15 protein-coding genes are annotated in these 15708 nt (G+C 60.6%); 10 read left to right on the forward strand and 5 right to left on the reverse strand.

Annotation, left to right across the window (positions count from 1 at the left end; all coding sequences use genetic code 11):
• Window positions 1-22 precede the first annotated feature (22 nt).
• Window positions 23-514, reverse strand: coding sequence for a CS1 type fimbrial major subunit (locus tag H8F22_RS19900; RefSeq protein WP_027922787.1), 492 nt, complete (start codon window positions 512-514; stop codon window positions 23-25).
• 511 nt (window positions 515-1025) lie between these two features.
• Here H8F22_RS19900 and H8F22_RS19905 point away from each other — a divergent pair.
• Window positions 1026-1604 carry a PadR family transcriptional regulator gene (locus H8F22_RS19905; protein WP_027922786.1) on the forward strand — a complete coding sequence of 193 codons (579 nt, stop codon included), beginning with the start codon at window positions 1026-1028 and terminating at the stop codon, window positions 1602-1604.
• The gene (locus H8F22_RS19910) at window positions 1601-2386 is read left to right on the forward strand and encodes a siderophore-interacting protein (RefSeq protein WP_027922785.1); all 786 of its coding nucleotides are present in this window, start codon (window positions 1601-1603) and stop codon (window positions 2384-2386) included. The genes H8F22_RS19905 and H8F22_RS19910 overlap by 4 nt, the downstream gene beginning before the upstream one ends.
• Before the next feature lie 76 nt (window positions 2387-2462).
• Here the strand turns inward: H8F22_RS19910 and H8F22_RS19915 are convergent, their stop codons facing one another.
• Together H8F22_RS19915 and H8F22_RS19920 are read right to left on the reverse strand one after the other, a co-directional pair.
• Window positions 2463-3101, reverse strand: coding sequence for a Pr6Pr family membrane protein (locus H8F22_RS19915; protein WP_194940590.1), 639 nt, complete (start codon window positions 3099-3101; stop codon window positions 2463-2465).
• 2 nt (window positions 3102-3103) lie between these two features.
• Window positions 3104-3334 (reverse strand): VF530 family protein, encoded by a 231-nt coding sequence (locus H8F22_RS19920; protein WP_007944895.1) that lies wholly within the window; start codon window positions 3332-3334, stop codon window positions 3104-3106.
• A gap of 62 nt (window positions 3335-3396) precedes the next feature.
• Here H8F22_RS19920 and H8F22_RS19925 point away from each other — a divergent pair, with 62 nt between their 5' ends.
• The 8 genes from H8F22_RS19925 (at window position 3397) to cmoB (ending at window position 13495) form a co-directional block, all read left to right on the forward strand.
• The gene (locus H8F22_RS19925) at window positions 3397-3591 is read left to right on the forward strand and encodes a hypothetical protein (protein ID WP_155953710.1); all 195 of its coding nucleotides are present in this window, start codon (window positions 3397-3399) and stop codon (window positions 3589-3591) included.
• Window positions 3592-3615: 24 nt separating this feature from the next.
• Window positions 3616-4998 carry a carbohydrate porin gene (locus H8F22_RS19930; RefSeq protein WP_027922783.1) on the forward strand — a complete coding sequence of 461 codons (1383 nt, stop codon included), beginning with the start codon at window positions 3616-3618 and terminating at the stop codon, window positions 4996-4998.
• 230 nt (window positions 4999-5228) lie between these two features.
• The gene (locus H8F22_RS19935) at window positions 5229-7637 is read left to right on the forward strand and encodes a glucose/quinate/shikimate family membrane-bound PQQ-dependent dehydrogenase (protein ID WP_027922782.1); all 2409 of its coding nucleotides are present in this window, start codon (window positions 5229-5231) and stop codon (window positions 7635-7637) included.
• A 276-nt stretch (window positions 7638-7913) separates the two neighbouring features.
• On the forward strand, window positions 7914-10331 hold the full coding sequence (lon, locus tag H8F22_RS19940; protein WP_027922781.1) for an endopeptidase La: 2418 nt from the start codon (window positions 7914-7916) through the stop codon (window positions 10329-10331).
• Window positions 10332-10522: 191 nt separating this feature from the next.
• Window positions 10523-10918 carry a protease inhibitor I42 family protein gene (locus H8F22_RS19945; RefSeq protein ID WP_194940591.1) on the forward strand — a complete coding sequence of 132 codons (396 nt, stop codon included), beginning with the start codon at window positions 10523-10525 and terminating at the stop codon, window positions 10916-10918.
• Between the two features lie 2 nt (window positions 10919-10920).
• A complete protein-coding gene (locus H8F22_RS19950) occupies window positions 10921-11571 on the forward strand; it encodes a lysoplasmalogenase (RefSeq protein WP_027922779.1) in 651 nt (216 codons plus the stop codon).
• A 191-nt stretch (window positions 11572-11762) separates the two neighbouring features.
• Complete coding sequence (cmoA, locus tag H8F22_RS19955) at window positions 11763-12542, forward strand: carboxy-S-adenosyl-L-methionine synthase CmoA (RefSeq protein ID WP_172825931.1); 780 nt, start codon at window positions 11763-11765, stop codon at window positions 12540-12542.
• A complete protein-coding gene (cmoB, locus tag H8F22_RS19960; protein WP_194940592.1) occupies window positions 12539-13495 on the forward strand; it encodes a tRNA 5-methoxyuridine(34)/uridine 5-oxyacetic acid(34) synthase CmoB in 957 nt (318 codons plus the stop codon). Before cmoA ends, cmoB begins: the two co-directional genes overlap by 4 nt.
• Before the next feature lie 156 nt (window positions 13496-13651).
• On the opposite strand, the gene tadA is transcribed toward cmoB, so the two are convergent.
• Both tadA and H8F22_RS19970 read right to left on the reverse strand, forming a co-directional pair.
• A complete protein-coding gene (tadA, locus tag H8F22_RS19965; protein WP_027922776.1) occupies window positions 13652-14149 on the reverse strand; it encodes a tRNA adenosine(34) deaminase TadA in 498 nt (165 codons plus the stop codon).
• The gene (locus H8F22_RS19970; RefSeq protein ID WP_027922775.1) at window positions 14149-15525 is read right to left on the reverse strand and encodes a multicopper oxidase family protein; all 1377 of its coding nucleotides are present in this window, start codon (window positions 15523-15525) and stop codon (window positions 14149-14151) included. Before H8F22_RS19970 ends, tadA begins: the two co-directional genes overlap by 1 nt.
• Window positions 15526-15708: the final 183 nt, after the last annotated feature.

Raw genomic sequence — 15708 nt, forward strand, 5'->3', positions numbered from 1 at the left:
TTACTTACAGCACGCGCTTACTTCAGATGCGCGGAATGGCATCAAAGATGACGACCGGGTTGGCGGTGTAGATCCCCACCTGACTGTTGCCCGGCTTCTCTGCCGTAATCACCAGGTCGGCGCGCATGCCACCGTTGGACTCGGCGTCGCCGACGACTTCCTGAGAATCAGCGGTCAATGGCGTGCCATTGAAGGTGTAAGTCAGAGGAATGTTCAAGGCTGGATTACCATTGAACAGCGGAGTAGGACCGCCCACGACATAAGCGCCGACCGAGCCATTGGTGTGTTGAACATCATAGGTGCCACGGACTTCCGTCAGGGTGCCGGAGCCGACGACATACTGCATTTTCTCGTCTTTGCCGAAGTCTTTGTCTACAGGCTGAGCGTGGAAGACCTTGCTCGGAATATCAGCGGTAATGTTGATGGAGGTGCGCGATTCTTCCGCCGCGAACGCCATCGAAGTGCTCAGGGCCAGGAGGGTCATCGGAACGGCGATTGCAAACGTCTTGAACATTATTGTGTACCTGTATTTTTTCAAAGGATTGGACCGAGGAAAGTTGGGCAAGCGGAAATCTCTCCATACGGTGATGGCGATTTCGCTTAACTTTCGACGCCAAAGAATGATCGTCCAATCCCATGAGAAAGTAAGTACGCAACTTCCGAAGAACATGTAGTAACAACGGCGTTCGAACAATAGGAAAAACACTGGAAAAACGCCAACTCGATTGTTTTACCCTCAGAGAAATACTACACACAGTTTTCACCTGAAAAAGCACACAGATAGGAACTAATTGAATTCCAAAAGATGAAGACTACTTATCTTGCAACAGCGGAACAATTATCAATCGATGAGCCTCCATGATTAGTTTAATTGCTCTAAAAGAGCAACCCATACCGTATTCCTCATCGCTCAGCGCGTCTGGCCGTCAAGCGGTGGCGCAGACCGACCATTGGTCCAGTAGGCTTGCGCTCACCTAAAGATATATCTTAAGTTGTATCTAAACACGACGAGAGAAGACGCAAAAATGAGAGACCATCATTCCCACCGAGACCATAGCGACAGCCGCGACGGCTTCGAGAAACGCCCTGGCCCCGGCCGTGAACGCGGTGGCCGCGGCCCCCGGGTGTTTGCCCCCGGCGACCTGAAACTGCTGCTGTTGGCGTTGATCGCGGAGCAGCCCTGCCACGGCTATGACCTGATCCGTCAGATCGAAAGCATGTTCGACGGCGCCTACTGCCCCAGCCCCGGCGTGATCTACCCGACCCTGACCTTTCTCGAAGAAAGCGAAATGATTCTGGGCGATGCCGAAGGCGGCAAAAAACGCTACACCGTCACCGACGCCGGACGCCTGTCATTGACCGAACAGGCGATTGCGCTGGACGGTGTGCGGATGCGCATCGAGGTCAGCAAGCGCTCGCTGCGCGGTCATGACCGTCCCGCCGAGATCCACGAGGCGGTGCACAACTTGCGTCACGCCTTGCAGATGCACCACGGCCGCTGGAGCCCGGAAGAAATCCTGCGGGTGCGCGACCTGCTCAACAACACCGCCAAGGCCATCGTCGACGGCCCTGCCGTTCAACCCGTTCAGGAGCAAGCCGAATGAGTGAAGTGATCGTGCAATCCATCCACCGTGTCATGCATGAAATCAAACGCCGTCGTCTGCAGGTGTTGCGCGTGGTCGACCTGACGCCGCGCATGCGCCGGATTACCCTGGGCGGGCCGGAGCTGGCCGGCTTCGTCAGCCTCGGTACGGACGACCACGTCAAACTGCTGTTCCCGCAGACCGCGGCGGAACACGCGGCGCTGGAAACGCTGGTGCTCGGCGCGGGCAAGGACAACGGGCCGATGCCAGCGATGCGCGACTACACGCCACGTCGTTACGACCTCGACACGCTGGAACTGGACATCGATTTCGTGCTGCACGGCGACGGCCCTGCCTCGACCTGGGCCGAGCAAGCCAAACCCGGCCAGTTCCTGCACATCGGTGGGCCACGCGGCTCGATGATCGTGCCGGACATGTTCGACAGCTACCTGCTGATCGGCGACGAAACCGCCCTGCCCGCCATCGCCCGTCGCCTCGAAGGCCTGGCGGCCAATCGCCGTGCGCTGGTGGTTGTGGAAGTGGAGAACGGCGCTGAACAACAACGCCTGGAAAGCGCCGCGCAGGTCCATGTGATCTGGGTGCTGCGCGAAGGCGGCAAGGACAACCTGCTGACGACCGTGAAGCAACTGCAAGTGCCGAGCGGCAATCTCTATGCGTGGGTGGCGACGGAGACCAAAGTGTCGCGGCAGATTCGGCGGGTCTTGCTTGATGAGCACGGCTTGAATGAGCAGAGGGTCAAAGCAGTCGGCTACTGGCGATTGGATGACAGCGACGATGAATAACTAAAGGTTACCTGTCTTCCCTGTGGCGAGGGGACTTGCCCCTTCGCCACAGCAGCTCCCTCGCCATAGTTCAGGTTCACTTTCGGGCAAGCCACCGATCCAGCCCGATCACCATCAGCGCAACGATCACAAACCCCACCAACAATCCCCCCGCATTCACAAACACCTGTGGATAACCCAACTTATCCACATCAATGAACGGATAGGGATAAACCGCCAGCAGATGCCCGCGCCACAACACATAGGCGAAGTACCCCAGCGGGAAAATCACCCACAGGCCAATGTGCCGCAGCCGTAACGTACCTTTGGGCACGCACCGCCACCAATAGGCCAGAAACAGCAGCGGCATGATGTCGTGCAGCACTTCATCCGCCAGGAACTGCCAGCCTTCGGGGTGCCACAAATGCCGCAGCAACACGCTGTACGCCAGCCCCACCACAGCGATGCTCACGGCAATCGCGCTGCTCACCCACGGCTGCAAAAACCAGCGTCGAGCCGCAGACTCGCGAGACGTCCATTCGCAGGTCAGAACCGTCGCCACCAGCGTGTTGGTCAGCACCGTGAAATAGCTGAAAAAGCTCACCAGACCGCCGATCAACCTGGCATCCAGCGTCCAGCGCGAATACAGAATCAGGTACAGCTGAATGGCCAGTCCCGCCCAGCCCAGTACCGCCGCAGCGGCCACAAAACGACGCCTCGCGACCGAGCCCTGCATGTTCAGACCGGTCGCTTGGTGCGCATCAACTTCACGTACAAACGCTCGACTTTCTCCCGGGCCCACGGGGTTTTGCGCAGGAACGTCAGGCTCGACTTGATGCTCGGGTCGCTCTTGAAGCAGCGGATATCAATGCGCTCGGCCAGCCCCGACCATTCGTAATGTTCAACCAGGGCGTTGAGGATTTGTTCCAGCGTCACGCCATGCAGCGGGTTGTTGTTCTGTTCGGTCATGCCGGGCCTTCGAGCGATGTAAGGAGTGGGAAGCCGCGCACCTTAGCCGAGGGTGTGATCGGGTGGAAGCGCTGCGTGCGCTATCAGTCAATGTAGGTGACGTTGAAGATCGCCGCCCGACACTGTTACCAAATCTGAAACGATCCATGTCCATAAAAGCCCTTTCTCTATTTGTAACAGAACATTATCCTTGCGCCGCCAAGCTGAAACGCTTCTTCAAACTGCTTTACGCCCTGCTGCACTCCATAATTCCCTAGAAAAAGACCCAGAATTTCTTCTCTATGCCTTACTTTCAAACTTCGCGAGACAGCGCTGTCTGCACAGCTATCGCCAGCCGAAAAGCCCTGAACCTGATCGGTGGACTCACCGCACTGGGCTTTGCCACCTGCACCCAGGCGGCGCCCGCCTTCGATAGCGATTCACCGTGGATGCTCGGCGACTGGAACGGCACGCGCACCGAACTTGCGGAAAAAGGCTACGACTTCAAAGTCGATTACACCGGCGAAATGGGCAGCAACCTGCATGGCGGCTACGACCATGACCGCACCGCGCGCTACAGCGACCAGTTCGGTTTCGGCACGCACCTGGATTTGCAGAAAATCCTCGGTTGGGACGACGCTGAATTTCAGCTGACCATCACCGAGCGCAACGGCAACAACATCAGCAACGACCGCATCAACGATCCGCGCGTGGGCGGCTTTACGTCGGCCCAGGAAGTCTGGGGCCGTGGGCAAACCTGGCGCCTGACGCAGATGTGGTACCAGCAGAAATTCTTCGACCAGAAGCTCGACATCAAGGCCGGTCGTTTTGGCGAAGGCGAAGACTTCAACAGCTTCCCGTGCGACTTCCAGAACCTGGCGTTCTGCGGCTCCCAAGTCGGTAACTGGGTCGGCGACGTCTGGTACAACTGGCCGGTCAGCCAATGGGCGTTGCGCGTCAAATATCACCTGACGCCGGAGCTGTATGCGCAGGTCGGTGCCTACGAGCAAAACCCGTCGAACCTGGATCGCGACAACGGTTTCAAGCTCAGCGGCAGCGGCACCCAGGGCGCGATTTTGCCGGTGGAACTGGTGTGGACGCCGAAACTCAACGGCCTTCCGGGCGAATACCGCGCCGGTTATTACTACAGCAGCGCCAGCGCCACCGATGTCTATAAGGACAGCAATGGTCAGCCGGCGGCCCTGAGTGGCGAAGCCTATCGCAGTGCATCGAGCAAACACGGCGTGTGGCTTGGCATTCAGCAGCAGATCACCAGCGTCGCCAGCGATAACAGCCGTGGTTTGAACGTGTTTGCCAACGGCACGATGCACGACAAGAAGACCAACGCCATCGACAACTACGTCCAGGCTGGCGTGGTCTACAAGGGCTTGTTCGACGCGCGCGCCAAAGACGACATCGGCTTCGCCCTGGCCCGGGTTCACGTCAACCCGGCCTACCGCAAAAACGCCGAGGCGACCAATCAGGCCCGCGCCGTCTTCAACTACGACGATCCGTCGTACCTGCCGCCGCAAGACACTGAATACAGCGCCGAGCTCTATTACGGCGTGCATGTGACGAACTGGCTGACCGTGCGCCCGAACCTGCAATACATCCGCCATCCCGGTGGCGTGGACCAGGTCGATGACGCCCTGATTGGCGGGATCAAGATCACTTCATCCTTCTGACCCACCCCCCCCCTATAGGAGCAGAGCTTGCTCACGATGACAGAGTGTCAGTTGACGAAGATGCGGTCTGACACACCGCCATCGCGAGCAAGCACTGCTCCTACAAGGGTTGCAACACCTGAACAAGCTCTAACCAAGTTTCACTTTTATAACTGAACCATGCCCACGCCAGATCGTCATCTACAGTGAACTTGCGCGGGACTACTTAAAACGTCACGGAGAACCACACTATGAGCACTGATGGTGCTTTGAGTCGAAGCCGTCTGTTGCCGAGCCTGCTCGGCATCCTGCTTCTGCTAATGGGCCTGGCCATGCTGGCAGGCGGGATCAAGCTGAGCATGCTCGGCGGCTCGCTGTATTACCTGCTGGCCGGTATCGGCCTGACGCTGACCGGCGTGCTGCTGATGATGGCCCGCCGCGCTGCGCTGGGCCTGTACGCATTGGTGCTGTTCGCCAGCACTGTTTGGGCACTGTGGGAAGTCGGCCTCGACTGGTGGCAACTGGTGCCGCGCCTGGCGCTGTGGTTTGCGCTGGGTATCGTCATGCTGCTGCCTTGGTTTCGTCGCCCGCTGCTGCGCGAAGGCGCTGCACCGATGGGCACCGGCGCCCTGAGCGTCGCCGTGGTCGTGGCGGGCGTGGCCGCATTGGCCAGCCAGTTCACCAGCCCGGGTGAAATCAAAGGCCAACTGGACCGCGACAGCGTGCCCGGCATGACCAACACCGCGCCGGCCATGCCCGACGGCGACTGGAACTCCTACGGCCGCAGCGCTCACGGTGATCGTTACTCGCCCCTGGCACAGATCACCCCGCAAAACGCGCACAAACTGGTCCCGGCGTGGACTTACCGCACCGGCGACCTGCCGGGTCCGAACGATCCGGGCGAGACCACCGCTGAAAACACCCCGCTGAAAGTCAACGGCATGCTGTACGTGTGCACGCCGCACAGCCAGGTGATCGCGCTGGACCCGGACACCGGCAAGGAAATCTGGCGTTTCGACCCTAAGCTCTCCACGCAAAACGCGGCGAACTTCAAGGGGTGGGCGCACATGACCTGCCGTGGCGTGTCGTACCACGATGACGCCGTCTACGCCTCCGAGCAGAGCCCGACCGGCAGCGCCAGCGCCGCTGTCACCAACGCCTGCCCACGCCGGATCTTCCTGCCGACCGCCGACACCCGTCTGATCGCCCTCAACGCTGACACCGGCAAGATGTGCGAAGACTTCGGCGACAAGGGCCAGGTTGACCTGCGCGCCAACATCGGCGGCTTCACCGCCGGCGGTTACTACTCCACCTCGCCTCCTGCGGTCACCAAAGACCTGGTGGTGATTGGCGGCCACGTGACTGACAACGTCTCCACCGACGAGCCAAGCGGCGTGATCCGTGCGTTCGACGTGCACACCGGCAAACTGGTGTGGAACTGGGACAGCGGCAAGCCGGACGACACCACGCCGATTGCCGAAGGCCAGACCTACACCCGCAATTCGCCGAACATGTGGTCCATGTTCGCGGTCGACGAAAAACTCGGCATGCTCTACCTGCCGATGGGCAACCAGACGCCGGACCAGTTCGGTGGCGCTCGCACCCCTGAATCGGAACTGCACGCCGCCGGCCTGACCGCGCTGGACATCGCCACCGGCAAAGTGCGCTGGCACTTCCAGTTCACCCACCATGACCTGTGGGACATGGACGTCGGCGGCCAGCCAACCCTGATGGACCTGAAAACCGCTGACGGCGTGAAGCCGGCGGTACTCGCGTCCACCAAGCAAGGCAGCATCTACGTGCTGGACCGCAGCACCGGCAAAGCCATTGTGCCGATCAACGAAGTGCCGGTGCCACAAGGCGCTGTCGCCGGTGATCACACCTCGCCGACCCAACCCAAGTCCGACCTCAACTTCATGCCGCCGCCGTTGAAAGAGCGCGACATGTGGGGTGTCACGCCGTTCGACCAACTGGTCTGCCGGATCACCTTCAAATCCCTGCGCTACGACGGCCCGTTCACCCCGCCATCGCTGCAAGGTTCGATCGTTTATCCGGGTAACTTCGGCGTGTTCGACTGGGGCGGTGTCTCGGTGGATCCGGTGCGTCAGATCCTGTTCGTGAACCCGGACTGGATGGCCTTCAAATCGAAGCTGATCCCGGCTGCGGAAATCGCTGCCCAAGGCCCGCGTAAAAGCGAAACCGAAGGCGTACAGCCAAACAAAGGCGCGCCGTACGGCGTCGTCCTCGAACCCCTGCTGTCGCCGATGGGCCTGCCGTGCCAGGCTCCGGCGTGGGGTTACGTGGCCGCGGTCGATCTGACCACCCATGAAAAAATCTGGATGCACAAGAACGGCACCGTGCGCGACAGCTCACCGGTTCCGATCCCGTTGAGCATGGGCGTACCCAGCCTGGGCGGCACCTTCACCACCGCCGGTGGCGTCGCGTTCCTCAGCGGCACCCTCGACCAATACCTGCGCGCCTACGACGTGAAAAACGGCAAGCAACTGTGGGAAGGTCGCCTGCCGGCCGGCGCGCAAACCACACCGATGACCTACACCGGCAAGGACGGCAAGCAATACGTGCTGGTTGTTGCCGGCGGTCACGGGTCGCTGGGCACCAAGCAAGGCGACTATGTGATGGCGTACAAACTGTCCGAGTAAGTTCTAGCGGCGGTTAATGGAAAGGCGACTCCTGCGAGGGGGTCGCCTTTTTTGTGGCCACTATTTTTGTCACCCCACTCCTACAATTGGACTGGGTTCATCTGCTACTGCTGGGTCGGCTATCAGGCGGGCAAGTTGGCGCGGTGCATCTACACTGGACAGGTCAACACACTCACCTGTCCAGACCCTGAACACACACCTTGAAATATCCCGTGCCATTGAAACCACCCCCCACCTGCCCCATCTAACACCCATACCCCATTGCGCAGGTGCCCCATGAGCGACCAGCAAGACTTCCCCGAAGACCCGAGCGAGTACAACGAAGCCGAGCAAATCGAACACCACGCCACCGGCAAAGGCCTCGCCCTGCCCGGCCAGAACCTGCCGGACAAGGTCTACATCATCCCGATCCACAACCGCCCGTTCTTCCCGGCTCAAGTACTGCCGGTCATCGTCAACGAAGAACCCTGGGCCGAAACCCTCGACCTGGTCAGCAAGGCCGATCACCACTCCCTGGCCCTGTTCTACATGGACACGCCCCAGGAAGACCCGCGCCATCTCAACACCGGCGCACTCCCCGAGTACGGCACCCTGGTCAAGGTGCACCACGCCAGCCGTGAAAACGGCAAACTGCAATTCGTCGCCCAGGGCCTGACCCGGGTGCGCATCAAGACCTGGCTCAAGCACCATCGCCCGCCGTACCTGGTGGAAGTCGAATACCCGCACCAGCCCACCGAGCCGACCGACGAGGTCAAGGCCTACGGCATGGCGCTGATCAACGCGATCAAGGAACTGCTGCCGCTCAACCCGCTGTACAGCGAAGAGCTGAAAAACTACCTCAACCGCTTCAGCCCCAACGACCCGTCGCCGCTGACCGACTTCGCCGCCGCCCTGACCTCCGCCACCGGTGGCGAACTGCAAGAAGTGCTCGACTGCGTGCCCATGCTCAAGCGCATGGAAAAAGTCCTGCCGATGCTGCGCAAGGAAGTCGAAGTTGCACGCCTGCAGAAAGAGATTTCCGCCGAAGTTAACCGCAAGATCGGCGAGCATCAGCGCGAGTTCTTCCTCAAGGAACAACTCAAGGTCATCCAGCAAGAGCTGGGCCTGACCAAAGACGATCGCAGCGCTGACATCGAGCAGTTCGAGCAACGCCTCACCGGCAAAGTGCTCTCGCCGCAGGCGCAGAAACGCATCGAAGAGGAAATGAACAAGCTGTCGATCCTCGAGACCGGCTCGCCGGAGTACGCGGTCACCCGCAACTACCTCGACTGGGCGACCTCGGTGCCGTGGGGCGTGTACGGCGAGGACAAACTCGACCTCAAGCACGCGCGCAAGGTACTGGACAAACACCATGCCGGCCTCGACGACATCAAGGACCGCATCCTCGAATTCCTCGCGGTCGGTGCTTACAAAGGCGAGATCAGCGGCTCTATCGTGCTGCTGGTCGGCCCGCCGGGCGTGGGTAAAACCAGCGTCGGCAAGTCCATCGCCGAATCCCTTGGCCGGCCGTTCTACCGCTTCAGCCTCGGCGGCATGCGCGACGAAGCCGAGATCAAGGGCCACCGCCGCACCTACATCGGCGCGCAACCGGGCAAACTCGTACAGGCGTTGAAAGACGTCGAAGTGATGAACCCGGTGATCATGCTCGATGAGATCGACAAGATGGGCCAAAGCTATCAGGGCGACCCGGCCTCGGCGCTGCTGGAAACCCTCGATCCGGAACAGAACGTCGAATTCCTCGACCACTATCTGGACCTGCGTCTGGACCTGTCGAAAGTGCTGTTCGTGTGCACCGCCAACACCCTGGACTCAATCCCCGGCCCGTTGCTGGACCGGATGGAAGTGATTCGCCTGTCGGGTTACATCACCGAAGAAAAAATCGCCATCGCCAAGCGTCACCTGTGGCCGAAACAACTGGAAAAGGCCGGCGTGTCCAAAGGCAGCCTGAGCATCAGCGACAGCGCGCTCAAAGCCTTGATCGACGGTTACGCCCGCGAAGCCGGTGTGCGCCAGTTGGAAAAACAACTGGGCAAACTGGTGCGCAAAGCCGTGGTGAAATTGATCGACGACCCCAAAGCCGTCATCAAACTCGGCCCCAAAGACCTCGAAACCTCACTCGGTCATCCGGTGTTCCGCAACGAGCAAGTGTTGTCCGGCACCGGCGTTATCACCGGTCTGGCCTGGACCAGCATGGGCGGCGCGACCTTGCCGATCGAAGCGACGCGGATCCACACGCTGAACCGTGGCTTCAAACTCACCGGGCAATTGGGTGATGTGATGAAAGAGTCGGCGGAAATCGCCTACAGCTACGTCAGTTCCAACCTGAAATCGTTTGGCGGCGATCCGAAATTCTTCGACGAAGCCTTCGTCCACCTCCACGTCCCGGAAGGCGCCACCCCGAAAGACGGCCCGAGCGCCGGCGTGACCATGGCCAGCGCCCTGCTCTCGCTCGCACGCAACCAGCCGCCGAAAAAAGGCGTGGCCATGACCGGCGAACTGACGTTGACCGGGCACGTCCTGCCAATTGGCGGGGTACGCGAGAAGGTGATTGCGGCGCGGCGGCAGAAGATCTTCGAGTTAATCTTGCCGGAGCCTAACCGTGGCAGCTTTGAGGAGCTGCCGGATTATCTGAAAGAAGGGATCACCGTGCATTTCGCCAAGCGCTTTGCGGATGTGGCGAAGATATTGTTCTGATCGTTAGGTAGTGCCTGGACCACTGCTTTCGCGAGCAGGCTTGCTCCCACTGGGTTATTGCAATCCATGGTGGGAGCGGGCTTGCCCGCGAAGGCGTCGGCACTGACGGCGCAAATCCCCAGCGCTGTCACACTTTGTCTCATCTTCAGTTATGCTCGCCGTTCGTCGTGAACGCCGGAGCCGCTGACCCTATGTCCCCCACTCGCTTGTTTGTCCCCCTCGCCCTTTCCTTGCTGGCCGCCTGCGCCACGCAGCCGAAACAGAACGTGACCGTGGAAAAACAAAGCCAATGCCCGGTGAAACTCAACAACGGGCAAAACTTGATCCTGACCCTGCCGAGCAACCCGAGTACGGGTTACCGCTGGGCGATCCAGGATTCGGCCGGTGGTGTGCTGCATGCGCTCAGCCCCGAGGTGTACAGCAACCCCGAGGACGCTGGCATCGTCGGCAGCGCCGGTATTTCGACCTGGCGCTTTCAGGCGTTTGCCGCCGGCACCGGGCGTTTGCGCCTGACCTCGCAGCAGCCTTGGGCGCCGGAAGTGTTGCCGGTGGACACCTTCGATTGCGCGATTTCGGTTATTAACTGATCGTGGGCTGGCTGATTCTGGCGCTGATGGGCGCGGTGACCTTCCTGTATGGCGTAAGCGTGCACGCGACGTTGCTTTGTCTGCTGGTCAAACCGTTGCCAGTACTGGCCCTGCTCGGTTGGCTGCATGACGCGCCGCCCAGCGACTATCGACGCTGGATCAGCCTTGGCCTGATTTTCTCGCTGCTGGGCGATGTGTTGCTGGCCTGGCCGGGGGATCTGTTTGTGTTTGGTCTCGGGGCGTTTCTGGTTGCACACCTGGCTTATCTCAAAGCCTATTTGAGCGATTGCCGGCGGTTGGCGGCGTTGCCCTTGGTGATTGCCCTGGGCGTCGGCGCAGTATTGTTGGGGATTTTGATTTCCCACGGTCTCGGCCCATTGCTGGTTCCGGTGATTGTTTATGGCCTGGCCATCAGCGCAATGCTCTGGCGGGCACTGGCTCGCTTGGGCACGGAGGTGCCAAAACGCTCGGCACTGCTGGCGGCGGCAGGTGCGCTGGCGTTTGTGTTCTCCGACAGCGTTATTGGTATCAGCCGCTTTGTGGCGCCGTTCGATGCGGCGCCTTACGTGATCATCGTCAGTTACTGGCTGGGGCAGTGGGGGATCACGGCGTCGGCGTTCGGCCCCCAGTATCAAGCACGCCACACGCTGTAGCAGCTGCCGAAGGCTGAGTTCGAGGGCAAAGCCCTCGCCTCCCAAACAACATCAATCGTACTTAAGTGACGCAAAACAAGGCACGACTGCTTCGCAGCCGAACGCAGCCTTCGGCAGCTGCTACAGGATTGCGTACGCCTTCGGCACGGTTTATCAGACAACCCGCGCATCCCCCCGTCAATTTGGCTAAAATGCCGGCCTTTTCCACCAACGCCGCTGGAACCGCCGTGAGCAAAGAACCCGATCGCCTTTTCGCCCAGCCTTTGGCCCAGGTGCCTGACTTCGCCTTTAACGAGGACGTGGTGCGGGTGTTCCCGGACATGATCAAGCGTTCGGTGCCGGGCTATCCGACCATCGTGGAAAACCTCGGCGTGCTCGCCGCGCAATTCGCCCAGCCCAACAGCGTGCTCTACGACCTCGGTTCGTCCCTGGGCGCTGTGACTCAAGCCTTGCGCCGACACGTGCGCACCGACGGTTGCCGGGTGATCGCTGTGGATAACTCGACGGCAATGGTCGAACGCTGCCGCGAATACCTCAACGGTCAGGACTCGATGTTCCAGGAGTTGCTGCCCGTTGAAGTAATCGAGGGCGACATCCTCGCCCTCGACTTCCAGCCCGCCTCGGTGGTGGCGTTGAACTTCACCCTGCAATTCATCGCCCCGGACCAGCGCACGGCATTGCTGTCGCGCATCCGCCAATCGCTGTTGCCGGGTGGCGCGCTGATCCTGTCAGAGAAGCTGCGTTTCAATGACCCCGAAGAACACGCGCTGCTCACCGACCTGCACGTCGCCTTCAAACGCGCCAACGGCTACAGCGAACTGGAAATCGCCCAGAAACGCAGCGCCATCGAAAACGTCATGAAGCCCGACAGCCTCGAAGAACACCGCGAGCGCCTGCTGGCCGCCGGGTTCTCGAAAGTCGTGCCGTGGTTCCAGTGTCTTAACTTTGCCTCGTTGATTGCCTTGCCATGATTGATCTGTCCCCCCTCGCCCGCCGTCTGGCCGGTACACCACTGGCCGCCTGGGCCAACACCCTGCAAGCGCAACTCGACAAGAAAATGGATAAGGGTCATGGCGACCTGGAACGTTGGCAGAGTGCACTGGATGCATTGCCGAAGCTTCAGCCGAGCGAAGTCGACTTGCTCAACGGCCTGATGCTGGACACCGAGTGCGACGACGAAACCCGTGCGCAAATGCGTACCGCGCTGATGGGTTTATCGCCATGGCGCAAAGGACCGTTTGATCTGTTCGGCGTGCACGTCGACACCGAATGGCGTTCAGACTGGAAATGGTCGCGTGTTGCACCGCATCTGGATCTGAAGGGCAAACGCATTCTTGATGTGGGTTGCGGCAACGGTTACTACATGTGGCGCATGCTCGGCGCCGGTGCCGACAGCGTGATCGGCGTTGACCCGAACTGGCTGTTCTTCTGCCAGTTCCAGGCCGTGCAGCGCTACCTGTCAGAACCGAATGCCTGGCACCTGCCATTCCCGTTCGAAGACTTGCCGCCGGAGCTGGAAGGCTTCGATACGGTGTTTTCCATGGGCGTGTTCTATCACCGCCGTTCGCCGATCGAGCATTTGCTGGCGCTGAAGGATTGCCTGGTCAAAGGCGGTGAACTGGTGCTGGAGACGCTGGTGATCGAAGGCGATCAGCAGCAGGTGCTGGTGCCGGAAGACCGTTATGCGCAGATGCGCAACGTGTGGTTCCTGCCGTCGGTGCCGGCGCTGGAATTGTGGTTGCGCCGTGCCGGGTTTACCGATGTGCGTTGCGTGGACGTGAGCGTGACCACGGTCGAGGAACAGCGCGGGACGGAGTGGATGAAGTATCAGTCGCTGAGCGACTTCCTGGAACCGGACGATCACAGCAAAACGATTGAAGGGCTTCCGGCGCCGATGCGTGCGGTCATCGTGGCCCGCAAGTAAACCGAAGCTTTCAGCAACACCGAAGATCAAATGTGGGAGCTGGCTTGCCTGCGATAGCGGAGTGTCAGACAGCAAAGATGTCGACTGTCAGCCCCTCATCGCGGGCAAGCCAGCTCCCACATTGATCGGGTTCTCAAGTTCACTCCTCGGTGCGACTCAATCTGCTGGCTTGGCTCTTCGGGCCTTGAAAAACTCGCTGAGCACCGCCCCGCACTCCTGCGCCAACACCCCGCCTTCAAACAACACCCGGTGGTTCAAAAACCCTTGGGTGAAGAACTGCCCCTGACTCTGCACAATCCCGGCCTTGGGCTCCAGCGCGCCATACACCACCCGCGCAATCCGCGAATGCACGATCAGGCCGGCGCACATGCTGCACGGTTCCAGCGTCACGTACAGCGTGCTGCCCGGCAGGCGATAGTTGCTCGCGGCCAAGGCTGCGGCGCGGATCGCGACCATTTCAGCGTGGGCACTCGGGTCGTTGCCGCTGATCGGGCAATTGAAGCCGCGACCGATGATCTCGCCGTCCTGCACCAACACAGCGCCCACGGGCACTTCACCCAACGCTGCGCCTTGTGCAGCCAAGGCCAGGGCTTCGCGCATGAAGTCGCGATCACGGCTGCGGTCGATGATCGCGGCGGGACGTATCTGACGCATCAGGCCACCTCGATAGCGGCCATCAGGCCGGTTTCCATGTGATCGATCACATGGCAATGGAACATCCAGATGCCCGGGTTATCCGCTACCAGCGCCACTTGCGCACGCTCGTTCTTGCCCAACAGATACGTGTCGGTGAAGTACGGAATGACCTTGTGCCGGTTCGAGGCAATGACTTTGAAGCTCATGCCGTGCAAGTGAATCGGGTGCTGATACTGAGTCATGTTCTTCAATTCGAAAATGTAGCTCTTGCCCTTCTCAAGCTTGGCAATCGGGCGGTCGGCGCAGGTCTTGTCCGTGATGTCCCAGGCCTTGCCGTTAATCTGCCACAGGCTCGGCGGTTTACCGTTGCCGACGTTGACCGACACCGAGCCCACCCACTCGAAATTGAAGTTGAGTTTCTCGGCGTTGGCCAGGTCCGGCTCGGCGATCGGGTTCGCAGGCAGTGCCGGCGGCCATGGTGTCGGCGCGTCGGTATTCGCCACTGAGCGCAAGGTGCCCAGGCGAACCGGGCCGTTGCGCAGGGACAATTCCTCACCGGCCGGCGGTGCCTTGATCGCCAGGCAAATACGCATGCCGGGGCCAAGCCAGTATTCCTTGCCCAGCGGACGCGGCTCGATGGGATTGCCATCCAGTGCGTAGATCTGCGCTTCGACACCGGGGATGTTGAGGCGATACGTCAGCGTGTTATCGAGGTTGAGTATGCGCACGCGGGTGATCTGCCCGGCGGGCAAGTCGATCACCGCCTGCGAGACGCCATTGATGGTCGACAAACGTCCCGCCGTACCGCCGCGCGCGGCTTCACGAGGAATGCTGAACGCAACGAAAGCACCCTCTTCATCGACGTGCCAGCTCTTGAGGCTCAGGGTTTTCTCGTACTTGAAACCGGTCGGCTCACGCTCTTCGATGATCAGCGGACCTACCAGCCCGCGACCGAGCTCTTCGCTGCTGTTCACGTGCGGGTGATACCAGTAGCTACCGGCGTCGGGCACGCGGAATTTGTAATCGAAGTACTCACCCGGCAGCACCGGCAATTGCGAGACGTACGGCACGCCATCCATCTCCAGCGGCAAGCGGATGCCGTGCCAGTGAATGGTGGTCGCGACCGGCAGGTGGTTGATGAAACGCACTCGCAGCCAGTCGCCCTGGCGAACCCGCAACTCGGTGCCCGGCGCCGAGGGGCCGAACGCCCAGGCTTCGGTCTTGTGCCCGGCCACCAGTTCGACGTCCAGCGGCGCTGCGATCAGCTCGTAGTCGTGACCTGCGTCAGCGTCAGCCATCTTGCCCAGCCAGTACCGCGACGCGCCCCCCGCTCCGACACCAACGACAACAAGACCGGCCAGGCCACCGAGGATTTGGCGACGGGTAAACGACATGAACTTAACTACCTCACGTATCAGCGACAGGCACGAGGGCCTGCAAAAGGCGAATACGATACACCTGCGGTTGAGAAACAGTAAGGGTGGGGCGGCGGATGGCCGCAGCAGATGCGATCTGCTGCGAGACCTTACACGGTCACGAACGGCATGTGGGCATAACTATGTAGTGCACTTGCCTTG

This window comes from Pseudomonas mucoides (genome assembly GCF_015461845.1).
GTDB lineage: Bacteria > Pseudomonadota > Gammaproteobacteria > Pseudomonadales > Pseudomonadaceae > Aquipseudomonas > Aquipseudomonas mucoides.